This is a genomic window from Xenorhabdus sp. KK7.4 (genome assembly GCF_963876465.1).
Taxonomy (GTDB): domain Bacteria; phylum Pseudomonadota; class Gammaproteobacteria; order Enterobacterales; family Enterobacteriaceae; genus Xenorhabdus; species Xenorhabdus stockiae.
In genome coordinates this window covers 61,116-80,388 of the sequence record NZ_CAWNQF010000064.1, presented here as the reverse complement: position 1 = coordinate 80,388, position 19,273 = coordinate 61,116, and the positions used below count along the sequence as shown (strand labels likewise).

Below are 19,273 nucleotides of genomic sequence, written 5' to 3'. Positions count from 1 at the left end.
TTAGCATATCAATTTACGTCCATTAACGGAGTTGTGAAATGGGAAAACTTATGACCTATCTCAGTAATGTATTAGGACTAAATTCCCAACGAAATTACCCCTATCCTGCTTATGATGTAACTCTGCCTGAGAACAAACAATTACATATTGTTGGCAGTATCCATATGGGTACAGAAAATATGTATCCACTTTCTGAAGTATTGCTGGAACAACTGGAACAATGCAATGCTTTAATTGTTGAAGCAGATATTACACAGTCAGGGTCGCCATTTCAGCAAATACCGCCCGAGCAGGCCGGGCTGTCACAACGTTTATCATCTGAACACTTTTCGTTTCTACAGCAATACTGCCATGAGATCCATCAGCCGATAGAATTGCTGGATCGGCTGCCTTCCTGGCAGGTTGCCCTGATCCTTCAGGCTGCTCAGGCTAAATACTTGGGAATGAGTCCTCAATATGGGATTGATTACCAATTACTGAACAGCGCAAAAGCCATTGATAAAGATATCATCGAGCTGGAAGGAACAGATAAGCAGATCAATTTGCTTACCGAGTTACCCAATGGTGGCCTTTCTCTATTAGAAGATACTCTTGCTCACTGGCATACTAACGCCCGAGCTTTACAAACTATGATTGGCTGGTGGATGAATTACAAATCAGACCAGAAAAACCCGGTATTGCCACAAACTTTCTGCGACGCTATTTACCAAACCCTGATGACTGAACGTAACTCCCAATGGAGTGTGCAATTGCGTGCCTTACCTGCGGGAAAATATGTCGTGGCGGTCGGTGCATTACACCTTCATGGTGAAAACAATTTGCTACAGTTGTTGCAGCAACAAGAATAAAAAAACATTTCAAATAATTGAGAGCTTATATAGGACATAACATATGACCCCCGCCATCATTCTGCTGGAAAAACAAAAAATTAATTTTAAGATTCATCCTTACGAACACGATGCCAATGAACATAATTTTGGTGATGAAGTAGTCAGAAAACTGGGTTTAGATGCAACAAAAGTTTTTAAAACCCTTTTGGTTTCATTAAATGGTGATCCTAAAAATCTTGTTGTCGCTGTCACCCCGGTTGCAGGGCAACTGGATTTGAAAAAAGTCGCCAAGGCATTTAAAGCAAAAAAAGCCGATATGGCAGACCCTCAACTGGCACAAAAGATTACGGGCTATCTGGTAGGAGGAATCAGTCCATTAGGCCAGAAGAAACGTCTCCCTACTGTTATTGATAGCCAGGCAGAAGCTTTATCTACTCTGTTTATTTCCGGCGGCAAGCGAGGACTGGATATTGAACTGGCCCCTACTGATTTATGCCAACTACTAAGTGGTTCATTTGCTGATATCGCCAGAATTTGAAAATCAATTGTAATTACTTCTAAATTTTTCGAGCCGGCTCTGTTTTCCCAAAAACAGAGTCTTGTTCAATTTTCTAATATCGATATACTTTCCTTATAGTAAAAATAATATTATTTACTATTTTAAGTAACTTAATATATTTAAATAAAAGGAGATGAAATGGCTACCTCGTCAATTTTCCGGCAAATTGTGATTACTGATCCCAAGGCAATTAAGATGTTAAAAAAGGCCAATAAGAAACCAAGAAGAAACAAATATGACCATATAGATATAGAAGCACAACAAAATGAGGCGATAGAAATATTAAAACGAAAATTCTCGCTTTAAGCAAGGTATTAATGACACTTGGTACTGATAAAACAATGGAATATTTGCATTCATTTTCCTGTCCATCAAACCAAGATGTAGAATCATTTTTACATTCAAGAGCTATTAGATTTGAAAAAGTTGATGCAACAAGAACCTACTTGGTTTTAGATATGACTGGAATAATTTTGGCTTACTTTTCTCTGACCTTTAAAGAACTACCAATACATGACTTTATTCTTTCAAAATCAAAAATAAAGAAACTTGATGGGATCAGTAATCGTGCCACATCACTGAAAGTTTATTTAATTGGACAGATAGCTAAAAATTTCTCCTTACAAGGAAACCCAATAAAATTTAAGGACATCTTAATTCCAATAGAAATTATTATCGAAAAAGCGCAATATCTAATAGGAGGACGAACAATTATCCTAGAATGCAAAAATAAAAATAAAATCATTGAATTATATCAAAGTCACGGATTTAAAATAATACCAAACAAAAAAGAAGGAGAGAAAAACACGCTAATAACCATGATATTAAACAATTAACTATTTTCTTTCAATCATATCTACTTCAGATTATTTATTACCATTCCAAATGGGAAATATAAAAGACCATCTTTAAAATAGATGGTCTTTTTTGTCAAAAATCAGATTTTACTTATCATCATTTGAAAACTATTTCGCCTTTAGGATCATAGTCAGCGACTTTCAGTGGAGAGTGTTTTTCAATATATCCTTTCAATACTTCCGCATCGACAAAACCGGTATTGACGTATCCCGGTAAATTATCAATTCGTGGATAACCGTCACCACCGATAGCGTTGAAATTCAATGTTGCCATACGATAAGTTTTATTCAGATCTAAAGGCTTCCCAGCAATTTTTACGTCGCTGATGCTCTTACCCTCTTTCACAAAACTGACATTATAGAACTGACCATAAGCACCTGAATCCGCTTCCATATTAGCAGCAGCAGTCAGATAAGGCAGAACTTCACTACCTTTGAAGTCAACATAAATTAGCTGATTACCGAATGGATGAACTTTTAATACATCTTTATACGTAATATCCCCTGCTTCAATAGAATCACGGATACCGCCACCACTCATCACAGCAAAATCAGCATTGGCCCGTTCCATCTGAGCTGCCAGCACAAGATGAGCCATATTGGTCTGTATAAAACGAACCTTACTACGGTCACCTTCTAATTTGTAGTCAACTGACCCAATTTTGACACTCAGTTTCTGATTGCCTTTATCCTGATAAGGCGTCAACAATTTCAGCATTTCTGCGTTCTGGGGAATTTGTTGAGTGTAATAAACCCGCTCAGTACTCCCATCCTCTTGTTTGACTCTTTTATTTAAATTGATGGGAATTAACTGATAGTGCATTAACTTAAATTCACCATTACGAAATTGAAAATCTGCCCGCCCAACATATTTGCCCCATTCATGGGCCTGAACAATCCACGTTCCATTTTGACGATCCGGAGAACAAGGCGTTCCCGGTACATAATCCACTTGTTTATAGTTTTTATTTTCCGCAGACATACAGACCGGATCTTGTGAATGCCCCCCCACAATCATATCTAAATAGCCAGCAGGTAAACTGCGTGCCATTTCCACATCTCCGGGAGCATTCGTACCGTGGTGACCGTCGTCATAGTGCCCCATATGCGTTGCAGCAATAATGACATCCGGTTTTTCATTCTTCTTCAGTTCATCAATGACTTTTTTCGCTTCTTTCGCAGGTACACGGAATTCCACATCAGGGAAATTAGCCGGATTACCTATTTTCGCGGTATCGTCAGTGGTTAAGCCAATAACTGCAATTTTCACCCCTTGCTTATCAAATATCACATAGGGCTTAAATAAACGCTTATTGGTACTGGTCTGGTAAATATTCGCTGACAGGAATGGGAAGTTAGCCCATTTCTCCTGTTGATAAAGTACATTCAAAGGCTTATCAAATTCATGATTTCCCAGTGTCATCGCATCATAACCCACCAGATTCATTCCTTTAAAATCCGGCTCAGCATCCTGCATATCCGATTCAGGTACACCCGTATTGATGTCTCCACCCGATAGCAGCAATAGGCTACCACCTTTTTTAGCAACTTCCTGTCGTATGGAATCGACTACCGTTTTCTGAGCAGCCAATCCGTACTCTCCATGATCATTCTGCCAAAAGTGACCATGATGATCATTGGTATGCAAGATAGTAATATCGTACGTTTTATCTTTTTCCCAGGCCGAAGCCACCATCGGTGACAAAGCCAGAGAAACAACAAGGGTACATACTGACGCTTTAAATGAAAATTTCATCGGGTATCTCCATGCTCCTAAATAAATTGACTGCATGACTGTTATTGTTTTTCAATGGCGTTAAAACCTGCCTCATTTCAAAGAAATATTACTTTTTTATGACAAGAAATATGGCTGGCACAGGCATATATTCAACAACAGAACAGACTAGCGGAACAGCACTTAATGCCGTATTTTTTCGATCAAGATTACATAAATAAGCTATTAAATAGAGTGTTGTTCCATTTTTTTGCGATAGGCATCAAATTATACCAAGATGAGCAAAGGTTTTATTGGAAAGTGAATATGCATTAAGGTGTAACAATTAAATAACCGTTCAACACCATACAACACAGGTGACACTGGTGAAGAAATGAACATAAATAAGCAAAATAGTACAATTCCACAATCAGGCTCACAAAAAAGAACACAGAAAACGGTTTTTTCTATTCTTGGCGCAATTAGCCTGTCTCATCTTTTGAACGATATGATCCAATCGCTGATTCTGGCGATTTATCCACTATTACAATCTGAATTTACTCTCAGTTTTATACAGATTGGAATGATAACTCTGACATATCAGGTCACAGCGTCTTTATTACAGCCCCTCATTGGCTTATATACAGATAAACATCCTCAGCCTTATTCGCTACCCATTGGGATGGGTTTTACCCTTTCCGGATTGCTTTTGCTGGCTTATGCCGAAAGTTTTCCTATGATATTGCTGGCAGCAGCACTGGTCGGTACAGGTTCATCGGTTTTTCACCCAGAATCATCCAGAGTTGCCCGAATGGCTTCGGGTGGGCGTCTTGGGTTAGCACAATCTTTATTTCAGGTAGGCGGAAATCTGGGAAGTTCACTTGGCCCACTGTTAGCCGCTATTTTCATCGCGCCTTACGGTAAGGGAAATGTAGGGTGGTTTTCTCTGGCAGCTCTGCTGGCTATCATCATTCTGTTACAAGTCAGTCAATGGTACAAAATGCAGTATCGTACGACTTCACGCCACGCCTCCAATACAAACTTTGAGCCCGTTTTTCCCAGAAAAATCATTGTCCGTTCATTCATCATTTTACTAATACTGATCTTTTCAAAGTATTTCTATCTGACCAGCATCAGCAGCTACTATACTTTTTATCTGATCCAGAAATTTGGTGTCTCTGTTCAAAATGCACAGATTCATCTTTTCGTCTTTTTGTTTGCTGTCGCCGCAGGCACCATGATTGGTGGCCCTATCGGAGATAAAATCGGCCGTAAGTATGTCATCTGGGGTTCGATTCTGGGTGTTGCTCCCTTCACTCTTCTCTTACCTTATGCATCACTATTCTGGACAGGCATACTCACCGTTATTATCGGCCTGATACTGGCATCTGCATTTTCCGCCATTCTCGTCTATGCACAGGAACTACTTCCCGGCAACACGGGGATGATAGCAGGATTATTCTTTGGATTAGCATTCGGTATGGGGGGTGTCGGAGCAGCCGCTCTCGGATATATAGCAGATAAAACCAGTATAGAATTAGTTTATAAAATCTGTGCTTTTTTACCACTTCTTGGTATTTTCACTCTATTCTTACCAAATATAGGAAATAAACATAATAAAATCAGCATTAAATAATAAAAAATATTAATTATTTATCATCATTTCTCTTTGTAAACATGAGTAAATAATAAAAAGATCTACATAAAATACCATTACAATGCTCTTTATGTAGATCACCCTCATTTTCTCAAAAAAGTATATTTTTCAAGCAAGTATTTCAAATTATTTGTAAAATTAATAATTACCCAATCTGATAATACATCCTATTACATTTATCCAACCCAGAAGGAGACTTGATGGAGCATTCGACACCTCTCATCACGACTATTGTTGGCGGTTTTCTCCTCGCCTATCTGCTTGGCATGCTTGCACAGCGTCTGAAAATCTCACCTTTGGTAGGTTATCTTATGGCCGGTGTGCTTGCCGGACCTTTTACACCAGGTTTTGTTGCCGATACTTCTCTGGCGCCTGAACTTTCAGAAATTGGCGTGATCTTACTGATGTTTGGTGTCGGTCTGCATTTTTCACTCAAAGATTTATTAGCCGTAAAATCAATTGCAATCCCAGGAGCAATTGCCCAGATTGCCGTGGCAACGCTATTAGGAGCCGGCCTGTCAAAATTACTGGGCTGGGGTTTATTCAGCGGAATTGTCTTTGGCCTCTGCCTGTCCACCGCCAGTACCGTAGTACTGCTCAGAGCACTGGAAGAACGCCAACTCATTGACAGCCAGCGGGGGAAAATTGCCATTGGCTGGCTGATTGTCGAAGATCTGGCAATGGTGCTGGCTTTGGTATTATTGCCTGCTTCTGCGGGTATTTTAGATAACCATAATACTGATATCGGCCAATTACTTCTGGAACTTGCTATTACTGTCGGCAAAGTTGTCGCATTTATTTTATTGATGATTTTTGTCGGCCGCCGTCTGATCCCCTGGCTGCTGGCAAAAACAGCCAGTACAGGCTCGCGCGAGTTATTTACTCTGGCTGTCCTCACCATCGCCTTAGGGGTCGCCTATGGTGCAGTGGAGCTATTTGATGCCTCATTTGCACTGGGAGCATTTTTTGCCGGGATGGTACTGAATGAATCAGAACTGAGCCATAGAGCCGCTCAGGATACGTTACCTCTCAGAGATGCTTTTGCTGTGCTGTTTTTTGTTTCGGTCGGTATGTTGTTTGATCCAATAATCTTGATCCAGCAACCCATTGCCATTTTAGGAACGCTGGCCATTATTATTATCGGTAAATCTGTCGCAGCACTGTTGCTGGTCAGGCTTTTCGGCCACTCACGACGTACGGCACTGACTATTTCTGTCAGTCTTGCCCAAATTGGTGAGTTTGCCTTTATTCTGGCTGGATTAGGTGTCACTTTAGGCGTGTTGGGTGGCGATGCACGTAACCTGATACTGGCAGGGGCTATTCTTTCCATTATGTTGAATCCGATTTTGTTTAGCCTGTTGGATCGCTATCTGGAAAAAACAGAAACGATAGAAGAACAGATACTGGAAGAAACATTAGAGGAAGAAACTCAAATCCCTGTCAATATTTGCGGCCATGCGATTGTTGTGGGATATGGCAGGGTCGGTCGCCTGCTTTGCCAGCGTCTGCAGGAAAAACATTTTCCACTGGTTGCTATTGAGGATACTCGTGCCCGATTTGAAGAGCTGGGAGAAATGGGGATTAGTGCTGTGATGGGGAATGCGGCCAGAGAAGATATCATGGCATTAGCAAGGCTGGATTGTGCTTGTGCGCTATTCCTGACTATCCCGAATGGTTATGAAGCCGGCAAAATTATCGAGAGTGCAAGAGCAATCAGGCCGGATATCAATATTATCGTTCGTGCTCATTACGATGATGAAGTCACTTACCTTACAGCACGTGGCGCTGATCATATTATTATTGGCGAACATGAAATCGCCAGAGCGATGGCTGATTCACTCCCTGAATCCACACCTGACTGCCCGATAGCACTACCATCGGCATTTTCACCAACTAATTCATCAGCAGCATAATGAATTGATTAATAGGGAGTATCCCAAGAATTTCAAGGGGGATACTCCTAAATAACAGAAATTAACGTTCCCAGTAAGATTCTTCCAGACTATCTTCCCTTTCTGGTAAGCCCCGTGTCAGGCGTGGAGCATGTTGACTTAATACCTGATAGCTCACTCTGTTCGCATACTTGCACACCTGAGCCAGAGAAGAATACGTCAGGCAAGAGCGCATATGTTTACTCGAATTAGGGACATTCATACGATGATAACTATTAGCGGTAATATCATGCAGTAAGGCAGACAGTGCGCCATCTCCGGCACCATTCGTATTCATAATTTTTTCAGGTCCTCCCATATATGGCTCAATATGAGAATAGACCCGCATAGGATTCTGACAATCATCCTGACGCATGGCACGACTAAATTCAAAACGATTGAATTCAGCAATCGCCCCCGGCAATAATGGATGTGATGTCTGACGCTTGGACTCTTCTTCTGTATAGCCGGCCATATACAACCCTGCCGGACCAGCAGTACACAATACGAGGTCAACCCAATTCAGTGCCATATCTGCTGCCAGCAAAGGATCACTAAATCCGGTCAGTTCCAGAGCTTCATCTTCATTCATGGCTACCACAGAAACATTCTCTGCCAGAAAATCGCGCCACCACTGAGGATCGTCCGCGATAACGTATTTTGTACCCAGTGTCAGAACAACTGGCACATTATGTTTCTTCGCATACTCAATGGCTTTCATAGTTGCTTCCGGCATCGGTTCACCTGATTTACAGCGTACCAGATAGGCCGTGATTACCAGTGCTGATGCTTCAGCAATAATATGCTCAGGAATACTTTCCGGTTTAAGCTGATTCATTAGCCCCGGACTGATGGCAAATGTCCTTTCACCATTTTCAGTGATCAGAGTAAAACAGCGACCGATTGGGCCATCGACGCCCTGAAGATGATTCAAATCCATCCGGCTGGAAGTATTACAAAGATAACAATAGGCATAGCTGCCGATTTGGATGTTATTGCACATGGTGCCAAGCAACACAGATTTGTCATCCGCCAGCACAGAATAGTTATGCAGAGTATTACCAATCGTTCCACCCGCAAATTCATGGCTGATGAGGTTATTATCTGCCAGTTCATTATAGAGCGCTTCAGCAACATCATCTTCAATAACTAATGAATGTCCCTGACTCAGGTTATAACGTTGGATAAAGCTTTCATCAACCTTAGCTTCAATATCTACCAATATCTGGTCAATACCAACAATATATGCTCGGTTATTCTCAGTATCCATCATCTCTTTGATGGGCTGAAGCAGAGGGTCTCTCAGACTGACAGGAAAATAGTGTTTAGATTTGCGTTTACCGGGGAATTTCATAATTGATTGTTGCTATGGAGCCAAAACATGCGCCATATTAGCATAATCCCACTATGAAACAAAAAGCACAGTATTCAGTATTGATAAAAAGAAACAGCCAATGTGATAACACACTGGCTGCTAAAGTTCAGTGATTATGAACCGCTGAGAATTAAACTCAGCTTATAAGCTTCAAGCTGCTTGCTTCTGACGACTACGCACCATATGGCGCATCAGAACAAACATTACTGACAGAATAAAACCAATAAAGCCAGCACCAATCAGAATTAACAAACGCTTAGGTGAATCTTTCGCCGTTGGCTCGTATGGCTCCTGCATATATTTGAATGGCTGGAAATCAAGCTTATCAATATTTACCGCTTCCAGATTTTTGATATAAAGAAGACGGTTACGTAAGTCAGGATCTATCGTTGTTGCATCGGTAATGCCTTCTGTGATCTGCAATTTACGTTGCAACGCATCAGCACCCAGAGCGATGGAATAATCCGGGTCATCCTTAACGACTGCACCACCACTAGAGACTGGTTTCTTAATACCCGCTGAATTGGCAATAGAAATTGCATACTTCAGTCGTTCAATATCGGTAGAACGCATATTGGTGATACGGTCTAAATCAATATCATACATTTTTTTCGAGTAAACCAGTTTCTGACTCACCGCATCATTCAGTTCATCTTTTATCTGGTCACGAACAACAGAGGAGATAAATTTGATGTAACCAGACAATAATTTGTATGAATCTTCTGCCGTCCCCGCACTGAAAGACAGTGTTGTTTCATAAAATTGGTCATCTTTATCTTTTTTATTAGGTACAGTTGAAGAGATATTTTTATTTACAATCTGTTCAATCAAACTTCTTTTAGCCTGTGCCGTAATATCTTCTTTACTGGCAAGCAGTGTTCTGAAGTAATCGGTATCTACCAGATATTCTTCACGTAGTACACGGGAGTTATAGTTTTCAACAAAACGCTTAAATAGTGAATACTCTGTAATCTTTGGATCAAGACTAAGAACATTCAGTTCTGTTAAGACATTTTTTAATGGCTGAAACTGTTCCAGTTCAGGTTGTACCACTGCCGCCGTACTGGTCCATTTTTGTGGTAAAAATGACGCAACACCAAAACCAATCACTGCAAAAATGAAGGATACTGCAATAATTAAATATTTTGACTGAAATATTACAGAGAATAGTTCAAACAGATCAATTTCATCATCTTGCTTTGGATGATAATAGTCTGCATGTTCCTCATAAAACTCTGTATGCTTAACTGGTTTATTACTCATTATCTCTATGTCCAATCCAAATAATTTTGCTTCTCGTTATTCCCTGCCAGATTACTGTCCCAGCTTACGTTATATATTGATTTTGAAGCAATACTCTAAAAAAATCACACAATTGGCAGAATACACACCGACTAACTATAAGCAAAAATATCCATATCTGCCAATGTACTTTCGGTATGAAACCCAGCCATAATCCATAACTGCCAGTTATTTGTTAGCTCATGGCATCATTGATTAATTGCATGAATAGTGAAATATGCGCCTCATTATCGTTAAGTGCTGGTATATATTCAAACTTTTTCCCGCCCGCATCTAAAAAAATAGCTTTATTCTGCTGCTTAATTTCTTCCAGCGTCTCCAGACAATCGGCTGCGAACCCCGGACACAGTACCTGAATATGCTCCACATTCTGCTCTGGCAACAGAGCTATTGTTTTATCCGTATAGGGTGCTAACCACGGTAAACGCCCAAAACGCGATTGATATGTCATCATAATTCTATCTGCCGGATAGTCCAACAACTCCGTTAGCAATTTAGTTGTCGCCAGACAGTTCTGTGGATAGATATCACCCATTTCAGCCAGACGCTCAGGGATACCGTGGTAGGAAAGAATCAGGCGGTCAGGTTGACCATGCTTTTCAAAGCTCTGTTCTACAGTTTCCTTTAATGCAGCGATATATGCCGGGTGCTGGGCGTAACTGCGAATAAATTTTAGATGTGGGATAGTACGATATCCCTGTAATATTTTGCTGAGACTATCAAATACTGCTGCTGATGTTGTACTTGAGTACTGAGGATACAACGGAAGTACGATGAGATATTCAACACCCTGCTGTAGTAGTTTATCTACTGCCTGAGATAATGAAGGTGAACCATAAGTCATCCCCAGTTCAACAGGTATATTACCCAGTTTTTCACTTAATCGCTGTTTCTGACGTTTGCTGTAAACCAATAAAGGCGAGCCTTCATCTGTCCAAATTTCCTGATACAGCCTGGCTACACGGAAAGAACGGAAAGGAAGAATAAAGCCATACAACAGAGGCTTCCAAATCAATGGCGGAATATCCACGACTCGCCGATCACTTAAAAACTGTGCCAGATAACGCCTTATTGCAGCAGGTGTCGGCGCGTCTGGTGTACCAAGATTAACTAATAGCACACCATAATTACGATTACTCATTATTCAACACTCCACCCATTAAAGTGACGGATAATTCAGGATAAAACTCGGTGATAGTCACATACACACAATGGATTTCAAGGTGCGTCGCGGCGGCAAGGGAACGCATCCCCGGGAGCATAGATAACTATGTGAGCGGGGTGAGTGAACACAGCCAACAAAGAGGCAACTTGAAAGACGAAGGGTATAATACATTTTATGGGGGGGATCTGATACGGAAAGGTGAAAGTCAGGCGGTATTCACACCGCCTGCTCTGTGCTTCAGGATCAAATTAATCTGAAATCTGTCGCACAACTATTTATTCGGGATACTAATACCCCAGAGTCTTAACCCAGAATGCGGGCTAACTCTTCACTGACTTCAGCAACCTGACGGGTCCCATCAAGTTTGAAGTAGCTTGTATTACCTGCCTGTGCTTCTTGCTGATAGTAAGAAACCAGAGGTGCAGTCTGAGCGTGGTATTCAACCAGACGTTTACGAACCGTATCTTCCTGATCGTCTTTACGGACAGTCAGCTCTTCGCCTGTAATATCGTCACGATTTTCCACTTTTGGTGGATTGAATTTGATATGGTAAACACGACCTGATGGGGCATGTACACGGCGGCCGATAATACGATCAACGATAATTTCATCCGGCACATCGAATTCCAGTACATAATCAACACTGACACCCGCTTCTTTCATAGCATCAGCCTGAGGAATAGTACGTGGGAACCCATCCAACAAGAATCCGTTACGGCAGTCATCTTGTTTGATGCGCTCTTTAACCAAAGCGATAACCAGCTCATCAGTTACCAGTTTGCCATTATCCATCAGTTCTTTTGCTTTTAAACCCAGCTCGCTGCCTGCTTTTACTGCGGCACGCAACATGTCACCTGTCGAAATTTGAGGGATCCCATATTTCTCCATGATAAATTGCGCCTGAGTCCCCTTACCGGCGCCTGGCGCGCCCAGCAGAATAATACGCATCGCGTAAATCCCCTTGCTATTTGCTTTTCGTATTTTTTAAAGAAAACGAACCACCATACCACTGGAATGGTAGCCGCTCAAGAAAACAGGTAAACGTTTTCGCGCTTATCAAAAAACAAACCACGCCCCATTTTCCGTTGAAGCGTGGTTTATTGGCATAATTTAAACGATATTACGCGCTTTCAGCTAATAATAATTGATTCATACGGCGGATAAACTGGTTTGGATCATCCAGCGTTCCACGTTCAGCAAACAGAGCCTGTTCCAGTAACAACTCAATCCAGTCAGCAAACTGGCTGTCATCCTGAATTTCAGCTGCCTTTTTAACCAGATTATGATCCGGGTTCAGTTCAAAGTTATAGCTGACTTCCGGTGCTGACTGTCCTGCCGCTGCAAACAATTTCGCCATTTGAGTCGTCATTCCGTTAGCATCAGTAGTCACTATCGCCGGTGTATCAGTCAGTCGATGGGTCAGCTTGACTTCTTTCACACGCTCGCCAAGCAGTGTCTTCACACGCTCAACGAATGGTTCCAGTTTTTTATCTTCTTCTTCCTGATCTGCTTTGTTTTCATCAGCCAGTTTATCAAGAGATTCATCAGCTTTGCTGACTGACTGGAATGATTTTCCGTCGAATTCTGTCAGATAGCTCATCATCCATTCATCGATACGGTCAGATAACAGCAGAACTTCAATGCCTTTCTTACGGAACAGTTCCAGATGCGGACTATTTTTCGCAGCAGCATAACTATCTGCGGTAATGTAGTAAATCTTCTCCTGACCTTCGGTCATTCGGCTGACGTATTCTTCCAGAGAAACAGTTTGTGAAGCACTGTCATTATGCGTAGTCGCAAAACGCAGCAGCTTAGCAATAGCTTCTTTATTTCCGCCATCCTCAGCAGGGCCTTCTTTCAGAACCAGACCAAACTGCTGCCAGAAAGACTGGTATTGCTCTGCATCATCTTTTGCCAGCTTATCCAGCATTTGTAATACGCGCTTAGTCAGTGCGCTGCGCAGGTTACGAGTGATTGAACTGTCCTGTAGAATTTCACGGGAAACGTTCAGTGGCAGGTCATTAGAATCAATCAGCCCGCGAATAAAACGCAGATAATTTGGCATGAACTGCTCAGCTTCATCCATGATGAAGACACGCTGTACATACAGTTTCAGCCCGTGTTTATGTTCACGGTTCCACAAATCCCATGGTGCCTGAGAAGGGATATACAGCAGACTGGTATATTCCTGCTTTCCTTCAACACGGTTATGGCTCCAGCTCAGAGGATCAGCGAAATCGTGGGAGATGTGTTTATAAAATTCTTTATATTCATCATCGCTGATTTCAGCTTTACCGCGGGTCCACAGTGCCTGTGCCTTGTTGATTTTTTCCCATGCTACAGTAACTGAATCATCTTCTTCATTTTTAGTCTGGGTTTCAATTTCAACAGGTAAGGCGATATGGTCAGAATATTTGCCGATGACAGAACGCAAACGCCAGTCATTCAAAAATTCATCTTCCCCTTCACGTAAATGCAGGGTAATTTCTGTTCCACGTTCTGCTTTTTCAATATCAGCAACAGTGTAATCACCTTCACCAGTTGATTCCCAAAATACGCCCTGTTCCGTCGCCGCACCTGCTGCACGGGTACGTACAGTCACTTTATCAGCAACAATAAAGGAAGAATAAAAACCAACACCGAACTGACCAATCAATTGGCTGTCTTTAGCCTGATCAGAGCCGATAGATTCAAGAAATGCCTTAGTACCAGATTTTGCAATCGTTCCTAGGTTATCGATCACTTCATCACGGGTCATACCAATACCATTATCACTAATGGTAATTGTTTTATTCTCTTTATCGAAAGCCAGACGAACACGCAGTTCACCATCATTTTCGTACAGCTCTGGCGCTGATAATGCACGGAAACGTAATTTATCCGCCGCATCTGATGCGTTTGAAATCAGCTCACGGAGGAAAATTTCTTTATTGGAATAGAGAGAATGGATCATCAACTGTAACAGTTGTTTGACTTCTGATTGAAATCCACGGGTTTCCTGATCTTTCATGCTCATTTATTACCTCAATCTAAATCCAGTTCAGATATGTAAAATCGGACGATGGTAATCAGATGGGGATAAAACTTAAGAGTTTCAAGTTCAGGGAATAAGAAGAATGTGAAATTAATTATTTAGGCATTTAAAAACAATTAGTTATGCAGCTAATTATGGATGGCGGCGGGTTTCACAACACCATCCATTAGGATTTCCCATTAAAAAATGGGGGTATGATCACAAATCAGTAATTCTATGGCGACCGGCAAGGGAATGGGACAGTGTTGTTCCGTCTACCATTTCAAGCTCCCCTCCAACAGGAACACCATGTGCAATACGACTGGCAGTCACACCATATTGCGAACACATTTCAGCAATATAGTTCGCAGTTGCCTCTCCTTCGACAGTCGGGTTAGTTGCCAGAATAATTTCCGACAGCGTTTCAGAAGATAAACGTTCTTCCAAACGATCCAAGCCGATATCCATAGGACCGATGCCATCCAGTGGTGATAAATGCCCCATAAGGACAAAATAGCGCCCCGCAAACTGACCAGTCTGTTCAATAGCGTGGATATCCGCCGGGCTTTCAACCACGCAGATCTGACCGTTTTGCTGACGGCGGGGATTGGTACAAATCGTGCACTGTTCCTGTTCTGTAAACGTTCGACAGTCCTGACAATGTCCAATCTCAGACATAGCACGTGTCAATGCCTGAGCAAGCCGCATACCGCCACTGCGATCCCGTTGTAAAAGATGAAACGCCATCCGTTGTGCTGACTTGGGACCGACTCCCGGCAAGCAACGCAATGATTCCATCAGGGATTCAAGAAGAGGGCTGGTTTGCATCAGAAAGGCATCTTAAAGCCGGGTGGTAACTGCATTCCGCTGGAAACACTAGCCATTTTTTCTTTTTGAGTTTCTTCAATACGACGGGCTGCATCATTGAATGCCGCAGCAATCAAATCTTCCAGCATATCTTTATCATCTTCCATCAGGCTTGGATCGATTTCGACACGACGGCAGTTATGTGCGCCATTAATAGTGACTTTCACCAGACCTGCACCAGATTCACCAGTCACTTCCAGATTTGCAATTTCTTCCTGCATTTTCTGCATTTTATCTTGCATCTGCTGGGCCTGTTTCATCAAATTGCCCAAACCACCTTTACCAAACATAATTCTCTCTCTTTGCTGTAGACACAGTATCAATACATACTGCGGGGTTAAACAGGCCGGATACTTTCTTCATCCACTTCAGCATCAAACAACTGTTGAAGTGTTTGGATTGTTTTATCCGAAATAATGGATTGGCGCGCTTGTGCCAATTTTTCTTCATAGATGGCTTGTCGCCACTCCAGCGGTGTTTTTACTGCTGGATTATCATCTTCAATAATACTGAGTTCAATAGGTTTTCCATGCAATTCAGTCAACGCTTCCGATAAAGATCTTTGTGCCGATGCCGAATTTAGGTGACGTTGCTTTGAACGCAGATGAAGACAGAACTGATTTTCATTAATCTGCTCTTTAAATGCATTCAGGGCTACCTGCTGAACCAGTTTAGGAATATTCAGATTATCAATTTCAGCCGCCCATTGATCCCGTTGTCTGGATTCAATAGCCAGCTTTTTCACCAATTCAGGTGTTTTTTCATATTCAAGTGCTGATTTGATAGCTTTTGGTGTTGTAACAACCCGCTTTTCTTCAATATTTTTAGCACGCCACCGATAAGCTTCTTGCTTTACCGGTTTAACTTCACGAGCCTTGGGAACAAAAGACTGAGGCCGTTGTTCGGCCACCGCAACCAATCGCTCCAGTGCCGAACTCGCCGGCTTCGCCTTAACAGACTCTGCCGGCTCAGCCTTTTTTGGAGGAGCACTTCCTTTTGAGGAAGTGCCTTCCTGCCGCGAAAGCAAATTTTTTGCCTGTAGTAATTTTGCAGTCGGGCTGTCAGCAACTGGCTCTAACCCCTCCCTTGGGGCCATTCTCTGTTTTTGTGTAGAGGGCTGTTTATCTGTCATACCAGATTCAGGGCTGACAGAACCAAAATTATCAGACACTGGCTGAGGAGGCATAAATTCTGTACCCGGTGCGACCGGTATATCTGCATTATTGGATGCGGGTATTTCTTCAATTATCGTTTTTGGATGAAATGCCAGAGCACGTAATAATGCCATTTCAACCCCCATCCTACGCTCTGGAGCATAAGGGAGATCTTTACGGCCGGTTAACAACGCCTGATAATAAAGTTGTAAATCGCTGGGTGGCATTGATCTCGCCAACAACCGCAAGCGCCCTTCTGTTGAAGAAGGCTCAATCTCTGGTTGCTGAGGCAGCAACTGAATCATCGCAACACGATGCAGCAACGATAACATTTCGACCAGTAGGTTTTCCCAGTCCATACCACGGGCTGCGACCTGTTCCACTAAAGTCAGAAGTTTCTGTCCATCCGCACGAACCAGAGCTTCAACCATTTCTAAAGGCTGTTCATCATCGAGCGTTCCCAACATCTGGCTGACAATATCTGCTGTCAGTTTTCCGCCACCAAGGGCAATCGCCTGATCAGCCAGACTCAGAGCATCACGCATACTGCCGTCCGCTGCGCGGGCCAATAGCTGACGTGCCCGGGCTTCACTCTCTATTTGTTCCGCATTAAGCACATGTTCCAGCTGGCCTGAAATCTGGCTGACATCAAGTGCTTTCAGATGGAATTGTAGACAGCGCGAAAGAATGGTTACGGGTAATTTCTGTGGATCTGTCGTCGCCAGCAAAAATTTCACATGTTCCGGCGGCTCTTCTAATGTCTTGAGTAACGCATTAAAACTATGGCGGGACAACATGTGAACTTCGTCAATGAGGTAAACTTTGAAACGCCCTCTGGCTGGGGCATACTGCACGTTATCCAGCAGTTCACGGGTATCTTCTACTTTTGTTCGTGACGCGGCATCGATTTCAATCAGATCGACAAACCGCCCCTGCTCAATTTCGAGACAGTTAACACACTGCCCACAAGGCGTTTTTGTGATACCTGTTTCACAATTCAGGCCCTTTGCCAACAGGCGGGCAATAGTAGTCTTCCCAACACCACGAGTGCCGGAAAAAAGATAAGCATGATGGAGGCGCTGGTGTTCAAGACCATTAGCCAATGCAGTCAACACATGTTGCTGACCAATCACATCAGAAAATATTTGTGGGCGCCACTTACGGGCAAGTACCTGATAGCTCATGAATACCGGGGAAATTGAACACGACTGCCTATCATGCTAGCACAGCCTCACCATAGTCGGCGAGGCTGATGTATCAATTATGCAAAAATCAGAGCAATCAATACAAAGACGAGAGCGATCAGTGGCCTGGAAATTCAACAAGGGTGTAGCTATCAATACCCTGATTTTTCAGGCGTTCTGTGCCTCCCAAATCAGGAAGACCAATAATAAAGGCCGCTTCTGAAACCTCACCACCAAGACGGCGGATTAAGCTCACAGTTGCTTCAATCGTGCCACCGGTTGCAAGCAGGTCGTCAACAACGAGGACTTTATCTCCGGCTTTGATGCTGTCTTTATGAATTTCTAATGTATCAGTACCGTATTCCAGATCATAAGTTTCACTTAACGTCTCTCTGGGTAGTTTGCCTTTTTTACGGACAGGAACAAAACCTACCCCCAGACGCAGTGCCACTGGTGCCCCGAACAAGAAACCACGAGCTTCAGTACCGACAATTTTGGTAATACCCTTGTTCTGAAAATGGTCTACCAATAAATCGATCGTCGCCTGATATGCAACAGGATTATCCAATAACGTGGTAATATCACGGAAAAGTATGCCCGCTTTCGGATAATCAGGTATTGTTTCGATACTATCTTTAATAAATTGCAGTTTTTGTGCGTTAGCGGTCATAATCAATGCCAGCCAGTTAAAAAAATGAAAACGCTAAAATCTATGCAAACTACCGGGAAAAAGCAACAACAAAGCAAGTTGTCGCTTAATTTTTGTTGATATTTATCAAGCTTATCCTCAGCTGATCCCTGCGTATCGTTAAACACAACGCGGGTCAGATGAAATAGCATTCAACCAAAAGATTATCGACTATAACGGGATACTGATGGGTATACAAAATTTATTAGATGTGCTTGAAAAACAAATCAGTATGCTAGCGGCCGAATTATCTTCCCTGCCTGATATACCATTTTCAATTGCCCGTTTTGATCAGGCGTTATTCCACAGCCATACGAATAAACTCAGTGGCTATATGCTGGAAATTAATCAGAATATGGATCAGCTGAAAAGCTGCGTCCGGGATAATCGCACTGTACAGGTTAAATTTCTCTCTGAACGTTTAGTGATGCAAATAGAAGCTTTGAAACGGGAATTATCCACGCAGGTTCTCCGCAAGCAGGAAGATAAATTCGGGCGTCAGTCACAAGAGCAGGATCTTTATCATCGTCTGGCCGAACATCAGGATTATGAACGCCGATTAATGGCAATGATTGATGACCGAGAATTACAACTGGCTCAGAAAGCTGAGTCCATCGATAAATATAAACTGCAAAAAGAGATCGCTGCTCTGGCAGGCAGACTGGCTCGTTGTCGTCAGGCGTTAATGCGCATAGAAAGAACGATAGAAAAGCAGGAACATTCTGATTAATGATTAGAGGAATCCCCCATTATGTCACTCGAAAATGCGCCACCAGAGGTCAAGCTTGCGGTTGATCTCATTTACCTGCTCGAATGTAATGATATTTCCCCTGAAACGGCTTTGGCGGCATTAGATATTGTCAGACAAGATCTACAGGGAAAATTAAAACAATTACCTCAACAATCTGAGGAACATTCCTAATTGTACAGCCCGGAATGTTCCCCTTTTATACCCGTCGTCTTTCAAACTGCCTCTT

General features: G+C 42.4%; 18 protein-coding genes. 8 read left to right on the top strand and 10 right to left on the bottom strand.

Features of this window, described 5'->3' with window-relative positions; genetic code table 11:
• Positions 1-38 precede the first annotated feature (38 nt).
• The 4 genes from AACS90_RS06825 (at position 39) to AACS90_RS06810 (ending at position 2,225) form a co-directional block, all read left to right on the top strand.
• Positions 39-848 (top strand): TraB/GumN family protein, encoded by an 810-nt coding sequence (locus tag AACS90_RS06825; protein ID WP_099122239.1) that lies wholly within the window; start codon positions 39-41, stop codon positions 846-848.
• Positions 849-891: 43 nt separating this feature from the next.
• Positions 892-1,368, top strand: a complete 477-nt coding sequence (gene ybaK / locus AACS90_RS06820; RefSeq protein WP_099122238.1) for a Cys-tRNA(Pro)/Cys-tRNA(Cys) deacylase YbaK — start codon at positions 892-894, stop codon at positions 1,366-1,368.
• Positions 1,369-1,527: 159 nt separating this feature from the next.
• Positions 1,528-1,695 carry a hypothetical protein gene (locus tag AACS90_RS06815; RefSeq protein ID WP_193757214.1) on the top strand — a complete coding sequence of 56 codons (168 nt, stop codon included), beginning with the start codon at positions 1,528-1,530 and terminating at the stop codon, positions 1,693-1,695.
• A gap of 11 nt (positions 1,696-1,706) precedes the next feature.
• A complete protein-coding gene (locus tag AACS90_RS06810) occupies positions 1,707-2,225 on the top strand; it encodes an acetyltransferase (protein ID WP_206601845.1) in 519 nt (172 codons plus the stop codon).
• Between the two features lie 118 nt (positions 2,226-2,343).
• On the opposite strand, the gene ushA is transcribed toward AACS90_RS06810, so the two are convergent.
• A complete protein-coding gene (gene ushA, locus AACS90_RS06805; RefSeq protein ID WP_099122237.1) occupies positions 2,344-4,002 on the bottom strand; it encodes a bifunctional UDP-sugar hydrolase/5'-nucleotidase UshA in 1,659 nt (552 codons plus the stop codon).
• Positions 4,003-4,354: 352 nt separating this feature from the next.
• On the opposite strand from ushA, the gene AACS90_RS06800 reads away from it, so the two are divergent.
• Both AACS90_RS06800 and ybaL read left to right on the top strand, forming a co-directional pair.
• Entirely contained in the window at positions 4,355-5,596 is a 1,242-nt protein-coding gene (locus tag AACS90_RS06800) for an MFS transporter (RefSeq protein WP_099122236.1), read from the top strand.
• Between the two features lie 221 nt (positions 5,597-5,817).
• Positions 5,818-7,530 (top strand): YbaL family putative K(+) efflux transporter, encoded by a 1,713-nt coding sequence (ybaL, locus tag AACS90_RS06795; RefSeq protein ID WP_099122235.1) that lies wholly within the window; start codon positions 5,818-5,820, stop codon positions 7,528-7,530.
• Between the two features lie 61 nt (positions 7,531-7,591).
• Here the strand turns inward: ybaL and AACS90_RS06790 are convergent, their stop codons facing one another.
• The 9 genes from AACS90_RS06790 to apt all read right to left on the bottom strand — a co-directional run bounded on the left by AACS90_RS06790 (position 7,592) and on the right by apt (position 18,278).
• Positions 7,592-8,902 (bottom strand): inosine/guanosine kinase, encoded by a 1,311-nt coding sequence (locus AACS90_RS06790; protein ID WP_099111357.1) that lies wholly within the window; start codon positions 8,900-8,902, stop codon positions 7,592-7,594.
• A 171-nt stretch (positions 8,903-9,073) separates the two neighbouring features.
• The gene (gene wzz(fepE), locus AACS90_RS06785; RefSeq protein WP_099122234.1) at positions 9,074-10,186 is read right to left on the bottom strand and encodes an LPS O-antigen length regulator Wzz(fepE); all 1,113 of its coding nucleotides are present in this window, start codon (positions 10,184-10,186) and stop codon (positions 9,074-9,076) included.
• Between the two features lie 214 nt (positions 10,187-10,400).
• Complete coding sequence (gene hemH / locus AACS90_RS06780) at positions 10,401-11,366, bottom strand: ferrochelatase (RefSeq protein ID WP_099122233.1); 966 nt, start codon at positions 11,364-11,366, stop codon at positions 10,401-10,403.
• A gap of 327 nt (positions 11,367-11,693) precedes the next feature.
• Positions 11,694-12,338, bottom strand: coding sequence for an adenylate kinase (gene adk / locus AACS90_RS06775; RefSeq protein ID WP_099111360.1), 645 nt, complete (start codon positions 12,336-12,338; stop codon positions 11,694-11,696).
• Positions 12,339-12,510: 172 nt separating this feature from the next.
• A complete protein-coding gene (gene htpG, locus AACS90_RS06770; protein ID WP_169926580.1) occupies positions 12,511-14,400 on the bottom strand; it encodes a molecular chaperone HtpG in 1,890 nt (629 codons plus the stop codon).
• A 222-nt stretch (positions 14,401-14,622) separates the two neighbouring features.
• Complete coding sequence (recR, locus tag AACS90_RS06765) at positions 14,623-15,231, bottom strand: recombination mediator RecR (RefSeq protein ID WP_099111362.1); 609 nt, start codon at positions 15,229-15,231, stop codon at positions 14,623-14,625.
• The gene (locus tag AACS90_RS06760; protein ID WP_099111363.1) at positions 15,231-15,560 is read right to left on the bottom strand and encodes a YbaB/EbfC family nucleoid-associated protein; all 330 of its coding nucleotides are present in this window, start codon (positions 15,558-15,560) and stop codon (positions 15,231-15,233) included. Before AACS90_RS06760 ends, recR begins: the two co-directional genes overlap by 1 nt.
• A 47-nt stretch (positions 15,561-15,607) precedes the next feature.
• Positions 15,608-17,608 (bottom strand): DNA polymerase III subunit gamma/tau, encoded by a 2,001-nt coding sequence (dnaX, locus tag AACS90_RS06755; protein WP_099122232.1) that lies wholly within the window; start codon positions 17,606-17,608, stop codon positions 15,608-15,610.
• 118 nt (positions 17,609-17,726) lie between these two features.
• Entirely contained in the window at positions 17,727-18,278 is a 552-nt protein-coding gene (gene apt, locus AACS90_RS06750; protein ID WP_099122231.1) for an adenine phosphoribosyltransferase, read from the bottom strand.
• A gap of 205 nt (positions 18,279-18,483) precedes the next feature.
• Between apt and priC the strand changes: the two genes are divergently transcribed.
• Complete coding sequence (gene priC / locus AACS90_RS06745; RefSeq protein WP_099122230.1) at positions 18,484-19,026, top strand: primosomal replication protein PriC; 543 nt, start codon at positions 18,484-18,486, stop codon at positions 19,024-19,026.
• A 21-nt stretch (positions 19,027-19,047) separates the two neighbouring features.
• Entirely contained in the window at positions 19,048-19,218 is a 171-nt protein-coding gene (gene rsmS, locus AACS90_RS06740; RefSeq protein ID WP_099111367.1) for a pleiotropic regulatory protein RsmS, read from the top strand.
• Positions 19,219-19,273 lie beyond the last annotated feature (55 nt).